The sequence below is a fragment of the Ideonella sp. genome, assembly GCF_035254525.1.
GTDB lineage: Bacteria > Pseudomonadota > Gammaproteobacteria > Burkholderiales > Burkholderiaceae_C > Ideonella.
The window spans coordinates 1-17,949 of the sequence record NZ_DATFAN010000154.1 but is presented as its reverse complement, the minus strand read 5'-3'; the positions used below and the strand labels follow the sequence as shown (position 1 = coordinate 17,949).

The 17,949-nt window shown below is 68.7% G+C and carries 24 protein-coding genes; 13 read left to right on the top strand and 11 right to left on the bottom strand.

The window, feature by feature from the left end; all coding sequences use genetic code 11:
• Nucleotides 1-175: 175 nt before the first annotated feature.
• The 11 genes from dsrO to dsrA are packed head-to-tail and all read right to left on the bottom strand — an operon-like array spanning nt 176 to nt 9,373.
• Nucleotides 176-916 carry a sulfate reduction electron transfer complex DsrMKJOP subunit DsrO gene (gene dsrO / locus VJ693_RS15650; protein ID WP_324155569.1) on the bottom strand — a complete coding sequence of 247 codons (741 nt, stop codon included), beginning with the start codon at nt 914-916 and terminating at the stop codon, nt 176-178.
• Nucleotides 913-1,341 carry a hypothetical protein gene (locus tag VJ693_RS15645; RefSeq protein ID WP_324155568.1) on the bottom strand — a complete coding sequence of 143 codons (429 nt, stop codon included), beginning with the start codon at nt 1,339-1,341 and terminating at the stop codon, nt 913-915. Before VJ693_RS15645 ends, dsrO begins: the two co-directional genes overlap by 4 nt.
• Before the next feature lie 4 nt (nt 1,342-1,345).
• Nucleotides 1,346-3,304 carry an NAD(P)-binding protein gene (locus VJ693_RS15640; protein WP_324155566.1) on the bottom strand — a complete coding sequence of 653 codons (1,959 nt, stop codon included), beginning with the start codon at nt 3,302-3,304 and terminating at the stop codon, nt 1,346-1,348.
• Between the two features lie 11 nt (nt 3,305-3,315).
• Nucleotides 3,316-4,824 carry a sulfate reduction electron transfer complex DsrMKJOP subunit DsrK gene (gene dsrK, locus VJ693_RS15635; RefSeq protein ID WP_324155564.1) on the bottom strand — a complete coding sequence of 503 codons (1,509 nt, stop codon included), beginning with the start codon at nt 4,822-4,824 and terminating at the stop codon, nt 3,316-3,318.
• A 5-nt stretch (nt 4,825-4,829) separates the two neighbouring features.
• Nucleotides 4,830-5,558 carry a respiratory nitrate reductase subunit gamma gene (locus VJ693_RS15630; RefSeq protein WP_324155562.1) on the bottom strand — a complete coding sequence of 243 codons (729 nt, stop codon included), beginning with the start codon at nt 5,556-5,558 and terminating at the stop codon, nt 4,830-4,832.
• Between the two features lie 21 nt (nt 5,559-5,579).
• Nucleotides 5,580-5,912, bottom strand: a complete 333-nt coding sequence (locus VJ693_RS15625) for a TusE/DsrC/DsvC family sulfur relay protein (protein WP_324155561.1) — start codon at nt 5,910-5,912, stop codon at nt 5,580-5,582.
• A 30-nt stretch (nt 5,913-5,942) separates the two neighbouring features.
• The gene (gene tusB / locus VJ693_RS15620) at nt 5,943-6,236 is read right to left on the bottom strand and encodes a sulfurtransferase complex subunit TusB (RefSeq protein ID WP_324155559.1); all 294 of its coding nucleotides are present in this window, start codon (nt 6,234-6,236) and stop codon (nt 5,943-5,945) included.
• A 10-nt stretch (nt 6,237-6,246) separates the two neighbouring features.
• Nucleotides 6,247-6,603 (bottom strand): sulfurtransferase complex subunit TusC, encoded by a 357-nt coding sequence (tusC, locus tag VJ693_RS15615; RefSeq protein ID WP_324155557.1) that lies wholly within the window; start codon nt 6,601-6,603, stop codon nt 6,247-6,249.
• 10 nt (nt 6,604-6,613) lie between these two features.
• Nucleotides 6,614-6,973 carry a sulfurtransferase complex subunit TusD gene (gene tusD, locus VJ693_RS15610; protein WP_324155555.1) on the bottom strand — a complete coding sequence of 120 codons (360 nt, stop codon included), beginning with the start codon at nt 6,971-6,973 and terminating at the stop codon, nt 6,614-6,616.
• Nucleotides 6,974-6,992: 19 nt separating this feature from the next.
• Nucleotides 6,993-8,063, bottom strand: a complete 1,071-nt coding sequence (gene dsrB, locus VJ693_RS15605) for a dissimilatory-type sulfite reductase subunit beta (RefSeq protein ID WP_324155553.1) — start codon at nt 8,061-8,063, stop codon at nt 6,993-6,995.
• 17 nt (nt 8,064-8,080) lie between these two features.
• A complete protein-coding gene (gene dsrA, locus VJ693_RS15600; protein WP_324155552.1) occupies nt 8,081-9,373 on the bottom strand; it encodes a dissimilatory-type sulfite reductase subunit alpha in 1,293 nt (430 codons plus the stop codon).
• Between the two features lie 187 nt (nt 9,374-9,560).
• On the opposite strand from dsrA, the gene VJ693_RS15595 reads away from it, so the two are divergent.
• The 13 genes from VJ693_RS15595 to VJ693_RS15535 form a co-directional block, all read left to right on the top strand.
• Complete coding sequence (locus VJ693_RS15595; RefSeq protein WP_324155571.1) at nt 9,561-9,770, top strand: DUF6967 family protein; 210 nt, start codon at nt 9,561-9,563, stop codon at nt 9,768-9,770.
• 1 nt (nt 9,771) lies between these two features.
• Nucleotides 9,772-10,383, top strand: a complete 612-nt coding sequence (gene cas6, locus VJ693_RS15590; protein ID WP_324155550.1) for a type I-MYXAN CRISPR-associated protein Cas6/Cmx6 — start codon at nt 9,772-9,774, stop codon at nt 10,381-10,383.
• A 33-nt stretch (nt 10,384-10,416) separates the two neighbouring features.
• The gene (locus VJ693_RS15585) at nt 10,417-10,746 is read left to right on the top strand and encodes a TusE/DsrC/DsvC family sulfur relay protein (protein WP_324155548.1); all 330 of its coding nucleotides are present in this window, start codon (nt 10,417-10,419) and stop codon (nt 10,744-10,746) included.
• Between the two features lie 8 nt (nt 10,747-10,754).
• Complete coding sequence (locus VJ693_RS15580) at nt 10,755-11,363, top strand: hypothetical protein (RefSeq protein WP_324155547.1); 609 nt, start codon at nt 10,755-10,757, stop codon at nt 11,361-11,363.
• A gap of 1 nt (nt 11,364) precedes the next feature.
• Nucleotides 11,365-12,384, top strand: coding sequence for a TauD/TfdA family dioxygenase (locus VJ693_RS15575; protein WP_324155546.1), 1,020 nt, complete (start codon nt 11,365-11,367; stop codon nt 12,382-12,384).
• Nucleotides 12,385-12,396: 12 nt separating this feature from the next.
• The gene (locus VJ693_RS15570; RefSeq protein ID WP_324155544.1) at nt 12,397-13,878 is read left to right on the top strand and encodes a 2Fe-2S iron-sulfur cluster-binding protein; all 1,482 of its coding nucleotides are present in this window, start codon (nt 12,397-12,399) and stop codon (nt 13,876-13,878) included.
• Nucleotides 13,875-14,198: a S24 family peptidase gene (locus tag VJ693_RS15565; RefSeq protein WP_324155543.1), complete on the top strand. Its 324-nt coding sequence runs from the start codon at nt 13,875-13,877 to the stop codon at nt 14,196-14,198. Before VJ693_RS15570 ends, VJ693_RS15565 begins: the two co-directional genes overlap by 4 nt.
• A 20-nt stretch (nt 14,199-14,218) precedes the next feature.
• Complete coding sequence (locus VJ693_RS15560; RefSeq protein ID WP_324155541.1) at nt 14,219-14,440, top strand: hypothetical protein; 222 nt, start codon at nt 14,219-14,221, stop codon at nt 14,438-14,440.
• A 12-nt stretch (nt 14,441-14,452) separates the two neighbouring features.
• Nucleotides 14,453-14,899: a hypothetical protein gene (locus VJ693_RS15555; protein WP_324155540.1), complete on the top strand. Its 447-nt coding sequence runs from the start codon at nt 14,453-14,455 to the stop codon at nt 14,897-14,899.
• A 144-nt stretch (nt 14,900-15,043) separates the two neighbouring features.
• Nucleotides 15,044-15,400 carry a choice-of-anchor tandem repeat GloVer-containing protein gene (locus VJ693_RS15550; RefSeq protein WP_324155538.1) on the top strand — a complete coding sequence of 119 codons (357 nt, stop codon included), beginning with the start codon at nt 15,044-15,046 and terminating at the stop codon, nt 15,398-15,400.
• A 119-nt stretch (nt 15,401-15,519) separates the two neighbouring features.
• The gene (locus VJ693_RS15545) at nt 15,520-16,383 is read left to right on the top strand and encodes a class I SAM-dependent methyltransferase (protein ID WP_324155537.1); all 864 of its coding nucleotides are present in this window, start codon (nt 15,520-15,522) and stop codon (nt 16,381-16,383) included.
• A 101-nt stretch (nt 16,384-16,484) separates the two neighbouring features.
• On the top strand, nt 16,485-16,814 hold the full coding sequence (locus VJ693_RS15540; RefSeq protein WP_324155535.1) for a hypothetical protein: 330 nt from the start codon (nt 16,485-16,487) through the stop codon (nt 16,812-16,814).
• 209 nt (nt 16,815-17,023) lie between these two features.
• Nucleotides 17,024-17,949, top strand: a 926-nt coding sequence (locus VJ693_RS15535; RefSeq protein WP_324155533.1) for a S8 family serine peptidase, incomplete at its 3' end; no start/stop codon positions are given.

The following is a 17,949-nucleotide window of genomic DNA, read 5'->3' as shown; positions in this document are numbered from 1 at the left end:
TGACGCGCGCTGCCACAAGCCCTGCGCTCCTCGGCGCTCCCTAAATCGCCCGAGCGGGTACCGGCTCCCAGCCTGCAGCCGTCGGTGGCAGTTCGAGGCGTTCGTATTCAAGCCGTGCCACTGCCCCACCGCCTGCCGGCCACCGGCCGCAACGCCCAACCGATGCACAGCAGCATCAAAGCCCCACATACCGCACCCCCGGATCCAAGCTCAGATCCGACCGCAGTTGCACGCTCGCAAGCTCGCGAACCCGCTTCGAAATCGAACTCGTCGGGTCGTTGAGATCACCAAAAAGCATCGCGTGGTGCCCGGAAAAAGCACACGCCTCGACACACGCCGGCTGCCCGCCAGCGTCGACGCGGTGGACGCACAAGGTGCAGCCTTCCACGCAGCCCTTGCCGCGCGGCACCTCGGGCTTCTGCGTCGTGACCGGCTCGTGTACGAACGAGCGGGCCTTGTAGGGGCAGGCCATCATGCAGTAGCGGCAGCCGATGCAGCGGTGGCGATCGACCAGCACGATGCCGTCGGCACGCTTGAACGAGGCGCCGGTCGGGCAGACGTCCACGCACGGCGGCTCCGCGCAGTGCTGGCACATCACCGGCAGCGAGGCCGTGCGGCCGGTCTTGATCTCCTTGATCTCGATCTTGCGGATCCACTGCGGGTCGGTCGGGGCGGTGCCGCCGGACAGGCCGTTTTCCTTGGCGCAGGCGCTGACGCAGTCGGTGCAGCCTGCCGCGCACTTGGTGGTGTCGATCAGCAGGCCCCAGCGGACCTTCGCGCTCACCGGCGCGGTGGCGGCATGGGCCACCTCGATCAGGTGGATGCCCGGCGCCAGCAGCACGCCGCCGGCGCCCGCGGCCGCCAGGCCGAGGAACTTGCGGCGGCCGGACAGGCCTTGCTGCGCTCCGCTGCTCATCGTGGCGCCTCCGGGCCGGTCGCGACGGCGGTCGGCGTCGGCGTGCTCGCGTGGCAATCGAAGCAGTCGATTCGCACCGCGGCGTAGGCGTGGCAGGCCACGCAGAAATCGGCCGGGGCCTTGGCGACGCTGCCGGTGCGCGTGCTCGCGTGGCAGCTGATGCAACCCTGCAGGCTCGCATCGGCGCCGCGGACCCCCAGGTGGACGGTCTTGTCGCGCTGGTGGCTCAGCAACTCCATGTGATGCCGGCGCATGAACTCGGTGTCGGCAATGCACTGCGCGCCACGGCGCGCCGGTTCGACCGCTGGCGTCAGCGCGTCGCGCCGCTTGGCGCGGTCGACCTCGGCCGCGACGACTGCCGCACCGACCCCCACGGCCAGCAGCAGCCCCGCCATGAGCCCGACGCGAAGCCGGCGAGACAGCATCGCGCTACTCCCCCAGCCCCATCTGGATGTAGCCGGTCGGGCACACGTCCTTGCAGATGTGGCAGCCGATGCACTTGCTGTAGTCGGTGTCCACATAGCGGCCGGTCGTGGACTTGCCCTTGGGCACCTTGAACACGGCCGTCTGCGGGCAGTAGACGACGCAGTTGTCGCACTCGAAGCACAGGCCGCAACTCATGCAGCGCTTGGCTTCGGCGATGGCCTCGCTCTCGGCCAGCGGCAGCACCCGCTCCTCGAAGTTGTTCAGCGCCTGCTCGGCGGTGAGCGTGACGATCTTGCGCCGGTGCCGCGCCGTCCACGGAAAGTGGCCGAGGAACAGCTCCTCGTGCGGGATCACGTAACGATCCGAGCGGTTGTCGAAATTGTGGATCGCGGCCGAGTTCGAGTCGGTACCGCGGATCGGCTCGTGCACTTCGCTGAGCGTCACGCCCTTCTCGACGAGCTTGCGCTTCATGTCCCAGGTGTGCACGTCGATCTTCGGTCGCTTGTCCAGCGGCTCGCCGGCGAGGAAGCGGTCGATGCCGTCGGCGGCGATGGCGCCGTGGCCGATCGCGGTGGTCAGCAGGTGGGGGCGCACCACGTCGCCGCCGACGAACAGGCTGGCCTCGCCCTGCACCTGGTAGTTCTTGTCGGCCGTGATGCCGCCACGGCCGTTGTTCAGCGCCTCCAGGCCGGTGAAATCGACCGACTGGCCGATGGCGGAGACGATCAGGTCGGCCTCGATCACCTCCTCGCTGCCCTCGATGTTCTTGATCTCCAGCTTGCCGCCGGCGATCTTGGCCTCGCAGCGGACCACCAGCAGGCCGGTGGCGCGGCCCGCGGCATCGCGGATCACCTTCACCGGCGCCAGCCCGCCCCGGATCGCGATGCCCTCGGCCAGCGCATGCTCCACCTCGTGGCGGCTGGCCTGCATCTTCTCGACCGCGAAGATCGAGGTGAGCGTCACGTCGGCGCCCTGGCGGGCCGAGACCTCGGCCACGTCGTGCGCCACATGGCCGGTGATCGCGTGCTCGGGCCGGTCGCTTTCGTGCACCTGGTCGATGTGGCCCAGCCGTCGGGCGACCGTGGCCACGTCGATCGAAGTGTCGCCACCACCGACCACGACCACGCGCTTGCCGACGTGGCGCAGCCGCCCGTCGTTGAAGGCCTTCAGGAACGCGGTGGCGGTGACGCAGTTCGGCGCCTCGCTGCCTTCCACCGGCAGCGGCCGGCCGGATTGCGCGCCCAGGCCGAGGAAGACCGCATCGAAATCGGTCTTGATCTGGTCGAGCGTGACGTCGGTGCCGATGCGGCAGCTCATGCGCGTCTGGACACCGAGGTCGAGGATGCGCTGGATCTCGGCATCGAGCACGGTGCGCGGGGTGCGGAAGCCCGGGATGCCGTAGCGCATCATCCCGCCCAGCTCGGCGCGCTCGTCGAAGATCGTCACCGCGTGGCCCTTGCGGGCCAGCTGGTAGGCGGCCGACAGTCCAGCGGGGCCGCCACCGATCACGGCCACCTTCTTGCCACTGGAGTGGGTGGGCTTCGGGAAGGCCAACTGGTTGGCGATCGCGTACTCGCCGAGATAGTGCTCGACCGAGTTGATGCCGACGAAGTCTTCCACCTGGTTGCGGTTGCAGCCCGATTCGCAAGGCGCGGGGCACACGCGGCCCATCACCGAGGGCAGCGGGTTAGCCTCGGTCAGGCGGCGCCAGGCGTACTCCTGCCAGGGCATGCCCGCGGGCGGCTTCTCGATACCGCGCACGATGTTGAGGTAGCCGCGGATGTCTTCACCCGACGGGCACGAACCCTGGCAGGGCGGCGTGCTCTGGATGTAGGTCGGGCACTTGTGCGAGTGGTCGGCGTCGAAGATCTCGCTCTGCCAGTTCTTGACCTGGTGGTCACCGTCCCTGTAACGGCGGAAGGTCAGTGGCTTGGCCGGTGCCGAGTCGGGTGTCGAGGACATCTGTTTGTCTCCTAATCGTTGCGGCCGAGCACGATCGCCTTGCTCACCAGTTGGTGCACGCCGCCGACCATGCTCATGTCGAAGCCGTAGTACGGCAGCACCTTGCTGAACTGCGCCTTGCAGATCGCGCAGATCGTGGCCATGAAGTTCACGCCGTGGGCATCGACCACGTGCTTGAGCGCCTCCATGCGAGGCAGCGCGCCCTTGACGCGAAGCTCGAGCAGGTCGTCGGTCAGCAGGCCGCCGCCGCCGCCGCAGCAGAAGGTGCGGTCGTGGATGGTCTCGGCCGCCATGTCGTGGAAGCGGTTGGCGACCGCCTTGATGATCTCGCGCGGAATCACGAACTGGCCGCCGGGCATGCTGCCCATGCGCGACGCACGCGCCACGTTGCACGAATCGTGGAAGGTGATGATGCGGTCGTCGTTGGCGCTCTTGTCGAAGGTGAGGGCGCCGCGCTGGATCAGGTCGTGCGTGAACTCGCAGATGTGCTGCGGCACCGGGTAGCGCGGGTCCAGCCAGTCGAAGGGGCCGATCAGCGTGTTCCAGTGGTTGTAGGCCACGCGCCAGGCATGGCCGCATTCGCCGACGACGATGCGCTTGACGCCCAGCTCCTGCGCGGCTTCGCGCACGCGCAGCGAGATCTTGCGCATCTGCTCGTAGTTGCCGATGAACAGGCCGAAGTTGCCGGCCTCGCTGGCCTTGGAGCTCAGCGTCCACGAGATGCCCGCGGCGTGGAAGACCTTGGCGTAGCCGATCAGGCTCTCGACGTGCGGCTCGGAGAAGAAGTCGGCCGACGGCGTGACCAGCAGCACCTCGGCGCCCTCGACATCGAGCGGGAAGCGCACGTCGATGCCGGTGTCGTCCTTGGTGTCTTCCTCCAGCCCGGCCAGCGTGTCGGCCAGCGCCGGTTCGGGGATGCCGAGGTTGTTGCCGATGCGGTGGACCTTGCCGATGATCTCGTTGGCGTACTTCTGCCCGAGCCCGATCGAATCCATGATCTCGCGCGCGGCCATCGTGATCTCGGCCGTGTCGATGCCGTAGGGGCAGAACACCGAGCAGCGCCGGCACTCGGAGCACTGGTTGTAGTAGCTCCACCACTGGTCCAGCACGTCCTTGGTCAGGTCGACCGCGCCGACCAGCTTGGGGAACAACTTGCCGGCCACCGTGAAATGACGGCGGTAGACGGCGCGCATCAGATCCTGCCGCGCGACCGGCATGTTCTTCGGGTCGCCGGTGCCGAGGAAGTAGTGGCACTTGTCGGAGCAGGCGCCGCAGTGCACGCAGGCATCCATGTAGACGCGCAGGCTGCGGTACTTGCCGAGCAGCTCACCCATCTTGGCGATCGCGCGCTGCTCCCAGCCCTCGGTCAGCTCACCGGGAAAGCCGATGTTCTGCTGGATCGCCGGCGAGGCGACGAAGGGCCTGCTGTGCGCCATCGCCCCCACCTGCACCAGCGGGATGATGGGGTAGGGCTTGAGCTTGGGCGTCTCGAATTTCGAGAGGGTGGCGGCGGTGGCCATGGCGCTCACTTCTCCAGGGCGGCCGCCCAGGCGCTAAGGTGGCGCGCTTCGCGCGGGTTGTCCACCTGGTTGCGGGTCGGGCTGAACAGCAGGCCCGGCGCATGCATCAGCTTGCTGATCGGGAACACGATCATCAGCAGCGCGACCAGCGTCAGGTGCACCAGCAGCACCGGGTCGGCCGGCAGCGGCTGCCAGTTGAAGCGCATCAGGCCCAGCATGAAGGCCTTGAGCGCGACGATGTCGGTGTGCGCGACGAAGCGCATCGCCAGCCCCGAGCCGGCGATGGCCAGCAGCAGCGCGAGATGCAGGTGGTCCGACGGGGTCGAGATGTAGCGCACCCGGTCGACGAAGAAGCGGCGCGCCCACAGGCCGGCCAGGCCCGCGGCCATCGCAAACCCGGCGTAGGTGCCGATCGCCTGCACCCAGACCACCGGCGTCCACACCGGCTGCTGGAAGTAGCGCAGGTGCCGCAGCACGACCAGCAGCAGGCCCGCGTGGAACATCCAGCCGAAGAGCCACGTCCACTTGCTGGAGCGGAACAGGCTCTCGAAGAACACCACCTCGCGCGTCAGCCTCAAGGCCACGCCGCCAGGCGTGGTCGGCGCCGGCGTGGTGGCGATCTTCAGCGGCGCCGGGGTGCGGGCATAGAGAGCGATCTTGAAGCCCACGCCGAGCACCAGCACCGCGGTCGCCGCGTAGAACAGCAGGGCGAAAGTGACGGTGAGGGCGGACATGGGCTGCGTCGCAGGATCAACTCACACGCAGCCGGTCGGCTTGGGCAGGCCGGCGATCTTGCAGGCCTGCTTGGCCGGGCCGTAGGGGAACAGCTCGTACAGGTACTTGCTGTTGCCCTTGTCCGGCCCGAGCTGCTTGCCGATGGCCTTCGTGAGCACGCGCACCGCCGGCGCGATCTGGTACTCGTTGTAGTAGTCGCGCAGGAAGTTGACGACCTCCCAGTGGCTGGGCGTCAGGTCGACGTTCTCGGTCTTGGCGATGACGTTGGCGATGTCTTCGTTCCAGTCGGCGAGGTTGACCAGGTAGCCCTCCTCGTCGGTCTCGTAGGCGGTGCCGTTCACTTCGATGGGCATGGTGGTTCTCCGTTCGGGTGTGTCCAGGGCTCAGAGCCAGGATTGGTTGCGGGGGTGCTCGGCGACGAGATCGACGAAGCCGGCGTAGTCGACCGGCGTGATGCCCTCGGCCAGCGCGGCCGTCATGCCGCGGGCGTCGAGATCGGGTTGGAGCACGTAGACCTTCAGCGCGGCGGCGGCCGGGCCCAGCGCGGCGCTGCCGGCGCGGGTGGCGGCGTAGACCGCGTCTTCGGTCAGCAGCAGGGCCTGGCCGGGCTGGGCCAGGCGCAGGCAGCTTTCGAGCGTGCGGGTCTGCAGGGGCGATTTGTTGACGATGTGCAGCATGGTCTTTCCCCTAGAAGCTCAGGACCACGTCCTGCTCGGCCATCAACGCGCCCATCTCGGCGCTGGACAGCACCTCGACCGGCACGATCAGGTCGGCCTCGGTCAGGCCCCGGGCCTGCATCGACTCGCGCTCGACGTAGAGCTTCTCGACGTCGTAGCCATCGAGCGCGCGGTAGCTGGGTGAAAAGTTCTTCAGGCCGATGCCCTTGGTCTGCTGGCCCTTGACCAGCTCGTAGACCCCGTCGTCGAGGAAGACCAGGCTCACGTCCTGGTCGAAGGTGGCGGCGATCAGCACGACCTCGAGGCTCTCGAGCGCATAGATCGTCCCGTAGGGCGCCTTGCGGTTGACGAACATGAACTTCTTCATCGCGTGTTCCTCAATCCCCGAAGGTGACCAGGCGATCGGCCTTGATGCCGCTGTCTACGAGCTGGCCCAGGCCGGAGATGCGAAAGCCCGGGGCCAGCACCTCGTCCTTGATGCCGCGGCGCAGCGCGGCGGCCACGCAGACGACCAGGTCGACCTGGTGCTCGGCCGCCAGCGCCGACCAGCGATTGACGATGTGGCGGTCGTCCTGCGGCGGCTCGGTGAGCCGGGTCGCGTTGTAGACCCCGTCGTGATAGAAGAAGACGCGCTGGATCGTGTGCCCCTTCCCCAGCGCGGCACGCGCAAACTGGTAGGCCGTGTCACTGGCCTGGTGGGTGTACGGACCCTCGCTGACGAGCAAGCCGAACTTCATCGAATCGCTTTCACGGATTTCAGAATCGGATGTGGGTCGACGCGTTCAGGTTGGCCCGCGAGCCGCGCCAGTCGTCGATCAGGTACTTGGTGAAGGGCAGGTCGCATTTCTCGAAGAAGCGCGGCCAGCCGATGCGCTCGATCCAGTCGGCCATGCGCTCCCAGGGGCGCGCATCCTCCTTGTAGGTGTAGAGGATCTTCTTGACCATGGCCGACACCTCGGGCCAACGCGGCGGGTTGTTCGGCAGCCCCGACGCAACCATCTTCATGAAGGTCGGCTTGCCGCGCGCGTTGGAGTTCTTGCCGCCGACCCAGATCGCCAGCTTGGAGAACTCGGGGTCGTTGATCTGCATCGGCGGGCACGGGGGGTAGCAGGCGCCGCAGCAGATGCATTTCTTCTCGTCGACCTCGAGCGAGGGCTTGCCGTTGACCAGCGCGGGGCGGATGGCCGCCACCGGGCAGCGCGCCACCACGGCCGGCCGCTCGCAGACGTTGGCCACCAGGTCGTGGTTGATCTTCGGCGGCTTGGTGTGCTGCACGATGATCGCGATGTCGGCCTGGCCGCCGCAGTTGATCTCGCAACACGAGGTCGACAGGTGCACGCGGTTGGGCATCTCTTCGCGGATGAACTCGGCGTGCAGCTCGTCCATCAGCGCCTTCACCGCGCCCGAGGCATCGGTGCCCGGGATGTCGCAGTGCAGCCAGCCCTGGGTGTGGGCGATCATCGACACCGAGTTGCCGGTGCCGCCGACCGGGAAGCCGGCCTTCGTCAGCGCCTCGACCAGCGGGGCCACCTTGGCCGGGTCGGACACCATGAACTCGATGTTCGAGCGGATGGTGAAGCGCACGTGCCCCTCGGCATAGGTGTCGGCGATGTCGCACAGCTTGCGGATGGTGTGCACGTCCATCTGCCGCTGCGTGCCGGCGCGCACCGACCACACCTCGTCGCCCGAGCGGGCCACGTGGTGCAGCACGCCGGGGCGTGGCCGGTCGTGGTAGCGCCAGTCGCCGTAGTTCTTCAGCAGGGCCGGGTGCAGGTACTGCCGGTTGTCCGGCACGCCGCTTTCGATGGGGGTTCGCATGGTCGCCATGGGTGCTCCTCGGAGGTTCAGGCCGATTTCTTCGCTTGAATGCGGGCGACCTCGTCGTCCCAGCCGTCGGTGCGCACGTAGGGGTTGGTGCGCGGCGTGGCGACCATGTTCGGGTCGATCTCGACGCCGATGCCTTCGAGGAAGTTCACCAGCCCGATGCGCTCGATCATTTCGCCGGTGCGCTCGTGCTCCAGCGCGTTCTCGGCGAAGAAGTCGATCACCTTCTGGCCCAGCTCGACCAGGTTGTCGTAATCCTCGTCGGTCTTCAGCGGCATGAAGGGCACGACGACCGTGCCCATCAGGTCGCCGATCTTCAGCGTGCGCTTGCCGCCGATCAGGATGGTCGCGCCGGTGTCGGTGCCGTGCGCCAGCGCGCCGGTCATCACGTTGATGCACTGCATGCAGCGCACGCAGTTGCTGTTGTCGATCTCGAGCGCGTGGGTGTCGCTGATCTTGACGCTGGAGATCTTGTCGCCCTGGGCGACATCCTTGATCTCCTTCAGCAGGATCGTCTTGGTCGGGCAGCGCGTGATCACGTCGTTGACCAACTCGTTCATGCCGTGCTTGTCGAACCACTTGCGCGCCAGCTCCTCGTCGGTGCGCATGTTGTCGCGCCAGGTGCCGATCACGGCCATGTCCGAGCGCTGGATCGAGTTCATGCAGTCGTTCGGGCAGCCCGAGAACTTGAACTTGAACTTGTAGGGCAGGGCGGGGCGATGGATGTCGTCGAGGAAGGTGTTGATCACCTGGCGGTGCGCCTTGGCCTCGTCGTAGCAGCTCTGCTCGCAGCGCGCGGCGCCCACACAGCTCATCGAGGTGCGCACGGCCGGGCCGGCGCCACCGAGGTCGAAGCCGAGCTCGTTCAGCTCGTCGAAGGCGTCCTGCACCTTGGCGGTGGTGGCGCCCTGGAACATGATGTCGCCCGACTGGCCGTGGAAGGCGATCAGGCCCGAGCCGTGGCGCTCCCAGATGTCGCACATCTTGCGCAGAACCTCGGTCGTGTAGTGCATGCCGGCCGGCGGCTGCACGCGCAGCGTGTGGAACTCGGCGGCGTCGGGGTACACCGGCTTGTCGTTTTCGTCCTTCAGCTCGGTGAAGCGCGGGATCACGCCGCCGCCGTAGCCGAACACGCCGACCGTGCCGCCCTTCCAGTAGCCCTTCTTCGTGCGGTAGGACGTTTCCAGCTGACCCATCAGGTCGACCATGTAGTCCTTCTCGCTCGCCAGCCGCTTCAGGCCGGTCACGAAGCTGGGCCAGGGGCCGCTCTCGAGCTCGTCGAGCATCGGCGTGTCATGGGGCTTCTTCGCCATGGCTTTTCTCCTTGCCGCTTCACGGCTGTTGGGAGGCGATCTTCCGGCGCGAGGCTGGCGGGCGCCATCACTCTGGTTGGGAGCGCGGCATTACCCAAATGGGGTATGCGGCGCTCCCCCGTCGCGGTGATAGACGGTGGCGGGGCCCCGCGCGCTCAATCGGGGACGATTGGAGAACCGTGTGACGATGCGCGTGACCCCGCTGGACAAGCTGCGGGTGCCCCTCGGGGGCCAGGAGATCGAGCTGCAGCAGGTCGACCACGAGGCCGGCGGCATGAGCCTGCTGCGCACCCGCATCCGCGAGGGCAAGCGCTTCACGGTGTTCGAGATCGACCCGCAGACCGCCGAAGCCTGGGGCCGTGCCCTGTTGCGCTGGGCCGGCGAACAGGAGCGGTGAGATGGAGCCGGCGGCGCCCTCGATGGTCGACCTGTCGTTCCGCCTGCACGGCGCGGACCTGCCGCGAGACCACCGCTGGCTGCTTTCGCAGGCGCTGGCCGCCGAGGCCAGCTGGCTCGCGGCCGAGCCCGGGGTGGGCGTGCACGAGGTCAATGTCGTGCAGGGCACGGGCGAGCGGGCCTGGCTGTCGGCGCGCTCTCGCCTGCTGCTGCGCGTGCCGCGCGCGCGGGCCGGCGACCTGGCGGCGCTGTCGGGCCGCCGGCTGCAGGTGGGTGCCAGTGCGCTGCACCTGGGCGAGGCGCATCAGCGCGAGCTGCTGCCGCATGCGACCTTGTACGCGCACTTCGTCGATGCCCAGGCCGCCGACGAAGCGACGTTTCTCGACGAGGTGGGCCGCCAACTGGAGGCGTTGGGGGTTGCCGGGCACTGCGTCTGCGGCCGGGCCCAGCAGGTGCATGGCCCGGCCGGCCCGCTGAGCGGCTTCAGCCTGATGTTGCACGGGCTGCGCGCCGCGCATGCGCAGCGCCTGCTCGAACACGGCCTGGGGCCGCATCGGTTCATGGGTTGCGGCCTGTTCGTGCCGCACAAGTCCGCCGCCGCGGTCGGCGATTGAGATGAAGGCGATTGAACGAGGAGACGACGAACGATGAGCTACACCGTGAATGGCCAGGAACTCGAGACCGATGACCAGGGCTACCTGCTCGAGCCGGACTACAGCGACGAGGCGGTGCGCGTGATCGCCGCGGCCGAGAACATCACGTTGACCGAAGACCACTGGAAGGTCGTCAACTACCTGCGCGACGAGTACCGCGAGCACGGCCACACGCCGAACTTCCGCAACATGCTCAAGGGCATGGCCGAGGTGATGCCGGGCTGCGACAGCAAGGCGCTGTACGACCTGTTCCCGATCGGCCCGGCCAAGCAGGGCGCCAAGGTGGCCGGCTTGCCGCAGCCGCTGGGCAAGGGCGGATATTGAGCCCCGCGATGCGCATCAAGGCCCACTGGTTCAAACCCGAGCAGGCCAAGAGCGCCGAGCAGCGGGCCAGTGCCGTGGCCTTCATCGCCTGGCGCGTCGCGATCGACGTGGTCAAGCGCCTGCGCACGGCGGGCTTCGATATCGACCCCGGCCCGGCCTACTTCGGCGTCGCGCGCGAACTGCTGGTCTTCCTGCTCACGGCTGCCGACCGGCTGGCCTTCGCCCGCCTCGGGGCCGAGGAGCGCGCGCCGTTCACCATCGCCCTGGTGCGGCGAGAGGCCGAGATCCTGGCCGACAACGAGGCCGATCTGCTCGGCGCGGCATCCGGCCGGGATTACGCCGACAGCTTTGTCGACCAGTTCAACACGCTGGCCGAGCACTACGCCGAGTTCGGCTGGGCCACGAGCGAAGGCGGCGATGGCCCCGACTACGCCTACATGCGCTACCTCGGCAGCCGGCTCGAGCCGCTGCTGCCCGAGAAGGACCGCTGGTGGGTCACTGAGCAGGTCATTGCGATCGAAGCGCCGCATGCGGTGGACCTGGTGCGCCGCGCGATGGACGGCGTGTTCTCGACCGAGCCGCGGCGTTCGCGGCGCACAGCGACGAGTGGGGATTGAGATGAGTGCTTGCCTGGATCTCGTTCGGTCGCCCCATGCGGCGAGCGCCAACCCCTTCGATTTGGACGACGAGCGCGCCTACCGCATCTGGCGCGATGCCAAGCTGGCCGATGCGCCGCGCAGCATCGAGGCCCTGATGGTCGAGGTACACGACCCCGCCGCGCTGCGCGCCACCGAGCGCGAGGCCATCCTGGCCCGCTGCGCGCGCTTCAACATGGCGCTCTATCACAGCCCGGCCACGCGCGAAGACACCGGCCTGCCACGCGCGCTCGGCCGCCAGCTCGGCCTCGCGCGGCTCGATGCGAACTGGCTGGCCGACGACGACGGCATCTCGCCGATCACCGTGCGCAGCGGCACGGGCGAGCCGCCGGCCGGCGCCTTCATCCCCTACACGACCCGCGCGATCCGCTGGCACACCGACGGCTACTACCAGCCGAGTGAGCGCGCCATCCGCGGCATGATCCTGCACTGTGTTCGCCCTGCAGCCAGCGGCGGCGCGAACCGGCTGCTGGACCACGAGCTGGCCTACATCGCGCTGCGCGATGCCAGCCCGGCCCACATCGCCGCGCTGATGGCCGACGATGCCATGACGATCCCCGCACGCGAGGACGAGGATGGTGTGGCCCGCCCCGCGCAAACCGGCCCCGTCTTCAGCGTCGCGCCCGATGGCGCGCTGCACATGCGCTACACCGCCCGCACCCGCAGCATCGAGTGGAAGAACGATGCCGCCACGCGCGCGGCGGTGGGCTGCCTCGAAACCGTGCTGGCCGAGTCGCCCCATGTGCTTCGCCTGCGCATGGAGGCCGGCATGGGCCTGGTCGCCAACAACGTGCTGCACGACCGCGAGGCCTTCATCGACGACCCCGCGCGGCCGCGGCTGCTCTACCGCGCGAGGTATCTGGATAGGGTGCCCCCACGCTCCCTTCCGGTCGCTGCCCCCCAGGGGGGCTCTTGCAGCGGCCCGGCAGAGCCGGATCCGCGCAAGCTCCTTGATGGGGTACCGCACACGGCACTTTGCTGAGGGCAGTGCACGATGGCGCAGTGGGTCACCGTCTGGCGCGCCGCCCACCTGGTGGGCGTGCCGCGCAGCGTGCTGCAGCAGCGCGTGCGTGACGGCGAGCTGCCCTTGAGCGACGGGCTGGTGTCGACCGAGTCGCTGTCCAGGCTGTACCCCGAGGCGCACTGGGCCGACACCGGCCTGCTCGAGCGTGTCGCCCAGATCAAGGACGAGGCCTTCGGCCGCCGCGTGCGCGAGCGCGTGCTGCCCAGCCAGGAGGTGCTGGCCCAGCGCGTGTTCCACCAGAGCCAGGAGCTGGCCGATCTGCGGCGCCACCTGCAGCAGTACCACGCGCTGGTGGTGGCGCTGCGCGAGTCGCTGGCCCAGGCACAGGCCGCGGCGCCGGGCAGCGGGGTGCTGCAAGACCTGGCCGAGCAGGCGCGCCTGGGCCTGGCGCGCGTGCTGGCCACCGAACCCGTCGACAGGCTGGATGTGATGGACGACATGCTGAAGGTGATGAGCGCCCAGGTCACCGTGCGGCCGAGCGGCCGCCAATTCACCGTGCAGGGCCACGATTCGCTGCTGCAGGCCGGGCTGCACGCCGGGCTGAAGCTCGACTACGGCTGCGGCAACGGCACCTGCGGCATGTGCAAGGTACGCGTGATCTCGGGCGAGGTCGTGCGGCTGCACCCGACCGACTACCGCCTGTCCGAAGCCGAACGGGCCCAGGGCTACACGCTGCTGTGCGCGCACACGGCGGCCAGCAGCGAGCTGACGCTGCAGACGCTGGAAGCGGAGGGGCCGCAGGACATCGCGCCGCAGCAGATCGTCGCCAGCGTGCGCCAGGTGCGCCCGCTGGCCGGCGATACCTGGCTGCTGCACCTGCAGACGCCGCGCAGCCACAGGCTGCGCTTTCTCGCCGGACAGTCCGTCACGCTGGGCGTGGCGGGCGGCGACGGCACGGCCGATGACCTGCACCTGACGCTGCCCGTGGCCAGCTGCCCCTGCGACGACCGCAACCTTCATTTCCTGCTCGCCCGCGAAGCGAGCGACGAGTTCACCGAGCGGCTGTTCGCCGGCGCGCTCAAGCCCGGCACGGCAGTCGACCTGTGGGGGCCGCTGGGCGACTTCGTGCTGGCCGAGAGCGAGCGGCCGCTCGTGTTCGCCGCGTGCGACCTCGGCTTCGCGCCGATCAAGAGCCTGGTCGAGCACGCCCTGGCGCGCGATGAATCGCCATCGCTGAACCTGTTCTGGCTCGCCACCCGGCCCGACGGCCACTTCATGGCCAACCAGTGCCGCGCCTGGTCCGCCGCGCTCGACGGCTTCGAGCACCAGCTCAGCTACCACAGCGACCCCACCGCCGGCGCTCGCCAGATGGCCCAGGCCATGCGCGCCGACCTGTTCGACATCGCCTGCGATTTCTACCTCGCCGGCCCCGAGCCCTTCGTGCAGACCCTGCACGCCGAGCTGCGCCAGGCCGGTGTGCCCGCGGCACAGATCCACATGGAGGTCTTGTGAACGACGACGATCCCGGCTGCAGCGGCGGCGAATCGTTTGCCTTGCGCGTGCTGGGCGACAGCATGGCGCCCGAGTTCCTCGAGGGCGAGATCATCATCGTCGAGCCCGAGGGCCTGGCGGTCGATGGCTCCTACGTGCTGGCCTGGCACCGCGAGGAATGGACGTTTCGCCAGCTGCGGCGCGACGGGGCGCAATGGCGCCTGCACGCTCTGAACCCCGCCCACCCCGACGCCCCGGCGATCAGTCTGAACGCCGTGCGCGGCGTCGTGATCCAGAAGGCCATCCCCGGCCGCCGCCGCGCCAGCAAGCGCTACGTCTGACCCCTGACACGCGAACCCCCATGCCCTACTACGTCTACCGCGTCCGGCCCTTCGCCCAACTGGAACGACTGGCCGAGTTCAATGCCTTCCCGCCGGCCTCCCAGCACGCCAAGGCCTTGCGTGCAGCAGACGCCGGTGACACCACGGCCGGCAAGGTCAAGGTGATGTTCGCCGAGAGCGCGACGCAAGCCGAAGACCTGCTGTGCCAGATCCGCGAGCCCGGGCCGAGCGGCGACGACTGACCCTCGATCGACATGGAGGTTGATCCTGGCGAACTCGGCGACTGCTGCGGCGGCGGCGGCGACGACACCTGCGTCTTCGCCAAGGCGCTGCTGGCGCGCCACGCCGGCTGCGGGCTCGTCCAGCGGCGCGCACTCGGCGAGCGCGAGTGGCTGGGCTGCACCTCGCCGGTGGCGCGCATCAACTGCGCGACCCTCGCGGCGCTGCTGCGCGAGCGCTCGACCTTCGCGCTGCATCTGCCTCGCCCCGGCACGCCGCTGCCGCACGTCAAGGTCATGCAGGTGCAGTGCGGCGGGCTGACCGGCCTGCAGCAGTCCTTGCAGGCCACCGAGCGCGACGTGCACCAGATGGTGCAGCAGGCTCAGTCGGACTGGGGCAGCCTGCTCGACGCGCCGTGGGGCGAGATCGTGCGCTGCGTGGTCGCATGGCACCCGCGGACCCGAGGCGTGCCGAGGGCCTGACGCAAACCCGGACCGGGGGCCTCACCCGCGACGGAGCGCGTTGAGCGTTCAGCGCCTTGCGATGCATCAAGGCAAGCGCCCGGGGCCGGATGACGCTCGATTGCGGCGGGTATCGCGCTCGCATGGAAGTGGAAGGAGACTGGCATGAGAACACCCCAGATCCGCGGTGGTATTCGATGCCTCGCGATCTTCCGGATGAAGCCGGCGGGAGAGCTCAAGGTCCTCCACAGCTTCACCGGGAGCGCAGACGGGGACAGCCCGTCCGCCGCGCTTGTGGAAGGCCGCGACGGTGCGCTGTATGGAACGTCAAGGGGAATCGCCTCGCAAATCGTCTTTCGCATCACGCGGCGCGGCACGTTCAACGTGCTGCACACCATGAAGGCGGACCAATCGGAGGGTGCCGGCCCGCCGAGCCAGATGCTCCAGGCCCGTGACGGGTATCTCTACGGCACGCCCCCTTGGGGAGGAAAGGGCACGATCTTCAAGGTCACGGACGATTGACCCGGCCGCTCTGGATGTCATCATCGGGCTGGCGTCCAAGCACCTTCCCGCTGCCGGCCCCAGCAGTCTGAGCTCCGACGCGAAGAAGGCCTCATGGTCCAACCGAACGGAGCACTGACGTGGCTGATCAGCAACCCTCATTCGACGCTGCGAAGTACAAGAACGCGCAGCGAGAGCAATGGAACAAGGACGGCGCAGCGTGGCGGCGCTGGAATCCCACTCTGGATCGCTGGTATGGCGACGCGACCCGCCTGATGCTGGACCTGGCCCAGATTCGGCCAGGTCAGCGCATTCTGGACATCGCCGCCGGCGCAGGTGAACCCGCTGTCAGTGCGGCCGAACGGGTTGGTCATGGAGGTTACGTGCTGGCGACCGACATCTCGGAAGGGATTGTCGAGCTTGCGCTCCAGGTCGCCCGTGAACGGGGCCTCCAACAGGTCGAGACCCGCGCCATGGACGGCGAGAAACTGGATCTCCCGGATGCTTCGTTCGATGCCGTGCTGTGTCGGCTCGGTCTGATGTACATGCCCCACCCTGTGACGGCGCTGCGCGAGTGGCGCCGCGCTCTGAGAGAGGGCGGTCGGGTCGCTGTCGTTGTGTTTTCCACGCCCGATCGAAACCCGTGGGGTGCCGTGCCGGCTTCCATCATCCGCCAGCGAGCGCAACTCCCGCCGCCCGTTCCCGGGCAACCCGGGCCATTCGGCCTTGGCAATCCCGGGATGCTGGATGACGTCTTCAGGCAGGCCGGATTTGCCAACCCCGAAGTTCACGCTGTGCCGGTGCCGCATCGAATGGCCAGTGCCGCGGAGTACGTGCGGGTCGCACGAGAGGCCTTCGGTGCATTCAACGCCATGATGGCTCACCTGTCCCCTCAGGAACGCGAATCCGCGTGGAACGAAGTGGAAGCTTCGATGCGCAGTTTCGAATCGCCCGGTGGGTTCGAGGTGCCGGGTGAGTGCCTTGTCGGTGCGGCCACGAAGTGACCGTGCGCCGCTCCGTCTTTGGCAGGCCCCGCTGCGCCCGCTCGCGCGTCTACCACACTCGCACTTCTAAGGGCAATCCCGCCGTGGCGGACAATCGACAGATGAAAGAAACCGATTTGCTCGCAGTCCACCAACAGCAACCCCTGGCCGCACGCTGGTTCAGCCTGGCCAGCTACTGCCTGGAGAGTGGCTGCAACATCGTCACCTACGACGCCGACAGCTTCAGGGCGGAGGTGGGCGATGCGCAGTCGGCCAGCCGCCTCGCGGGGTTCTTCGAGGCCAGCGTGCAAGAAGATGGCCGCGCATGCTGGACCTGGGCCTGGAGCGACGACGGCGCGCCGGCCAAGTCCGATCTCAACGAAGAGGCGGGCCTCAGCGAGTCCTGGACGCAGGTGCTGTCCGACTGGCGGCAGCGCGCGTTCCAGGACTGAGCTTGGGCACCCGGTGCCGGGGTACCGGCACCACCCGCCGAGCGGGTGCTCAGCCGGCTTGGGGCGGCCCGGCGCTCGGCTGATTCCGAGGCGCCCCCCCAAGTCTCGGGGGGCGCGTTCCGCCTGGGCTGCGCGCAGAATCGCCTGCCCTCGTCGTGCGCCGAGGGCACACGCCTGCTCCTCGCGCACGTCCAGGAGGGTCCGAGCCCATGAGCACCTCGAGCATCAGATTGCACCGCGTGGCGCTTGCCGTGCTGGCCGTGAGTTGCGGTTCGGCGTTTGGTGCGCGGATCAATGCCGATCTCGCCGCGGCGGCGCGCCGCGACGGCCAGGCCGAGGCGCTGATCGTGCTCAAGGACCAGGCGACGCCGGTGCTGGCGCCGCTCGCGCCGGGAGCCGACTACAAGGCACGGCGCCGCGCACTGGTTGCTGCGCTGCGCGATCGCGCCGACCTTCAACAGGGCAGCCTGCGCGTTTGGCTCGATGCGCGCGGCATCGAATACCGGCCGTTCTGGATCGCGAACGTCGTCTACGCCAGGCTTTCGGCAGACGATCTGGCCGCGCTGGCGTCACGCCGCGACATCAGCCGTGTCGAGCCGAACCCGGTCATCCCGGTGCCGCTGCCGCAGGTCGGCGCGGCCCGCCCGCTGGCGCCGCCGCTGGGCGTGGAGACCGTCGCCTGGGGCGTGGACAAGATCCGCGCGCCACTGGTCTGGGCCGAAGGCTTCAACGGCCAGGGCGTCGTCATCGCCGGGGAGGACACCGGCTACCGATGGGACCACCCGGCGCTGAAGCCGCAGTACCGGGGCTGGAACGGCAGCAGCGCCGACCACAACTACAGCTGGCACGACGCCATCCACAGCCCGAATGGCAGCTGCCCGGCGAACTCGCCGCAGCCCTGTGACGACAACGGCCACGGCACGCACACGGCCGGCACCTTTGCCGGTGACGACCACAGCACGCACCAGGTCGGCGTCGCGCCCGGCGCGAAGTGGGTCGGCTGCCGCAACATGAATGCCGGCAACGGCACGCCGGCGAGCTACATCGAGTGCATGCAGTGGATGCTGGCGCCGACCGACCTCGGCAACAAGAACCCCGATCCGGATCTGGCGCCGGACGTGATCAGCAACTCCTG

Excerpts from the sequence above, each read along its gene's own strand:
- VJ693_RS15580 (WP_324155547.1), top strand. The coding sequence starts at position 10,755 with ATGCGCATCAAGGCCCACTGGTTCAAACCCGAGCAGGCCAAGAGCGCC.
- VJ693_RS15640 (WP_324155566.1), bottom strand. The coding sequence starts at position 3,304 with ATGTCCTCGACACCCGACTCGGCACCGGCCAAGCCACTGACCTTCCGC.
- VJ693_RS15645 (WP_324155568.1), bottom strand. The coding sequence starts at position 1,341 with ATGCTGTCTCGCCGGCTTCGCGTCGGGCTCATGGCGGGGCTGCTGCTG.
- VJ693_RS15595 (WP_324155571.1), top strand. The coding sequence starts at position 9,561 with ATGCGCGTGACCCCGCTGGACAAGCTGCGGGTGCCCCTCGGGGGCCAG.
- dsrB (WP_324155553.1), bottom strand. The coding sequence starts at position 8,063 with ATGGCGACCATGCGAACCCCCATCGAAAGCGGCGTGCCGGACAACCGG.
- cas6 (WP_324155550.1), top strand. The coding sequence starts at position 9,772 with ATGGAGCCGGCGGCGCCCTCGATGGTCGACCTGTCGTTCCGCCTGCAC.
- VJ693_RS15625 (WP_324155561.1), bottom strand. The coding sequence starts at position 5,912 with ATGCCCATCGAAGTGAACGGCACCGCCTACGAGACCGACGAGGAGGGC.
- VJ693_RS15540 (WP_324155535.1), top strand. The coding sequence starts at position 16,485 with ATGAAAGAAACCGATTTGCTCGCAGTCCACCAACAGCAACCCCTGGCC.
- VJ693_RS15630 (WP_324155562.1), bottom strand. The coding sequence starts at position 5,558 with ATGTCCGCCCTCACCGTCACTTTCGCCCTGCTGTTCTACGCGGCGACC.
- tusB (WP_324155559.1), bottom strand. The coding sequence starts at position 6,236 with ATGCTGCACATCGTCAACAAATCGCCCCTGCAGACCCGCACGCTCGAA.
- tusC (WP_324155557.1), bottom strand. The coding sequence starts at position 6,603 with ATGAAGAAGTTCATGTTCGTCAACCGCAAGGCGCCCTACGGGACGATC.
- dsrO (WP_324155569.1), bottom strand. The coding sequence starts at position 916 with ATGAGCAGCGGAGCGCAGCAAGGCCTGTCCGGCCGCCGCAAGTTCCTC.
- dsrK (WP_324155564.1), bottom strand. The coding sequence starts at position 4,824 with ATGGCCACCGCCGCCACCCTCTCGAAATTCGAGACGCCCAAGCTCAAG.
- tusD (WP_324155555.1), bottom strand. The coding sequence starts at position 6,973 with ATGAAGTTCGGCTTGCTCGTCAGCGAGGGTCCGTACACCCACCAGGCC.
- VJ693_RS15570 (WP_324155544.1), top strand. The coding sequence starts at position 12,397 with ATGGCGCAGTGGGTCACCGTCTGGCGCGCCGCCCACCTGGTGGGCGTG.
- VJ693_RS15560 (WP_324155541.1), top strand. The coding sequence starts at position 14,219 with ATGCCCTACTACGTCTACCGCGTCCGGCCCTTCGCCCAACTGGAACGA.
- VJ693_RS15585 (WP_324155548.1), top strand. The coding sequence starts at position 10,417 with ATGAGCTACACCGTGAATGGCCAGGAACTCGAGACCGATGACCAGGGC.
- VJ693_RS15575 (WP_324155546.1), top strand. The coding sequence starts at position 11,365 with ATGAGTGCTTGCCTGGATCTCGTTCGGTCGCCCCATGCGGCGAGCGCC.
- dsrA (WP_324155552.1), bottom strand. The coding sequence starts at position 9,373 with ATGGCGAAGAAGCCCCATGACACGCCGATGCTCGACGAGCTCGAGAGC.
- VJ693_RS15555 (WP_324155540.1), top strand. The coding sequence starts at position 14,453 with ATGGAGGTTGATCCTGGCGAACTCGGCGACTGCTGCGGCGGCGGCGGC.
- VJ693_RS15550 (WP_324155538.1), top strand. The coding sequence starts at position 15,044 with ATGAGAACACCCCAGATCCGCGGTGGTATTCGATGCCTCGCGATCTTC.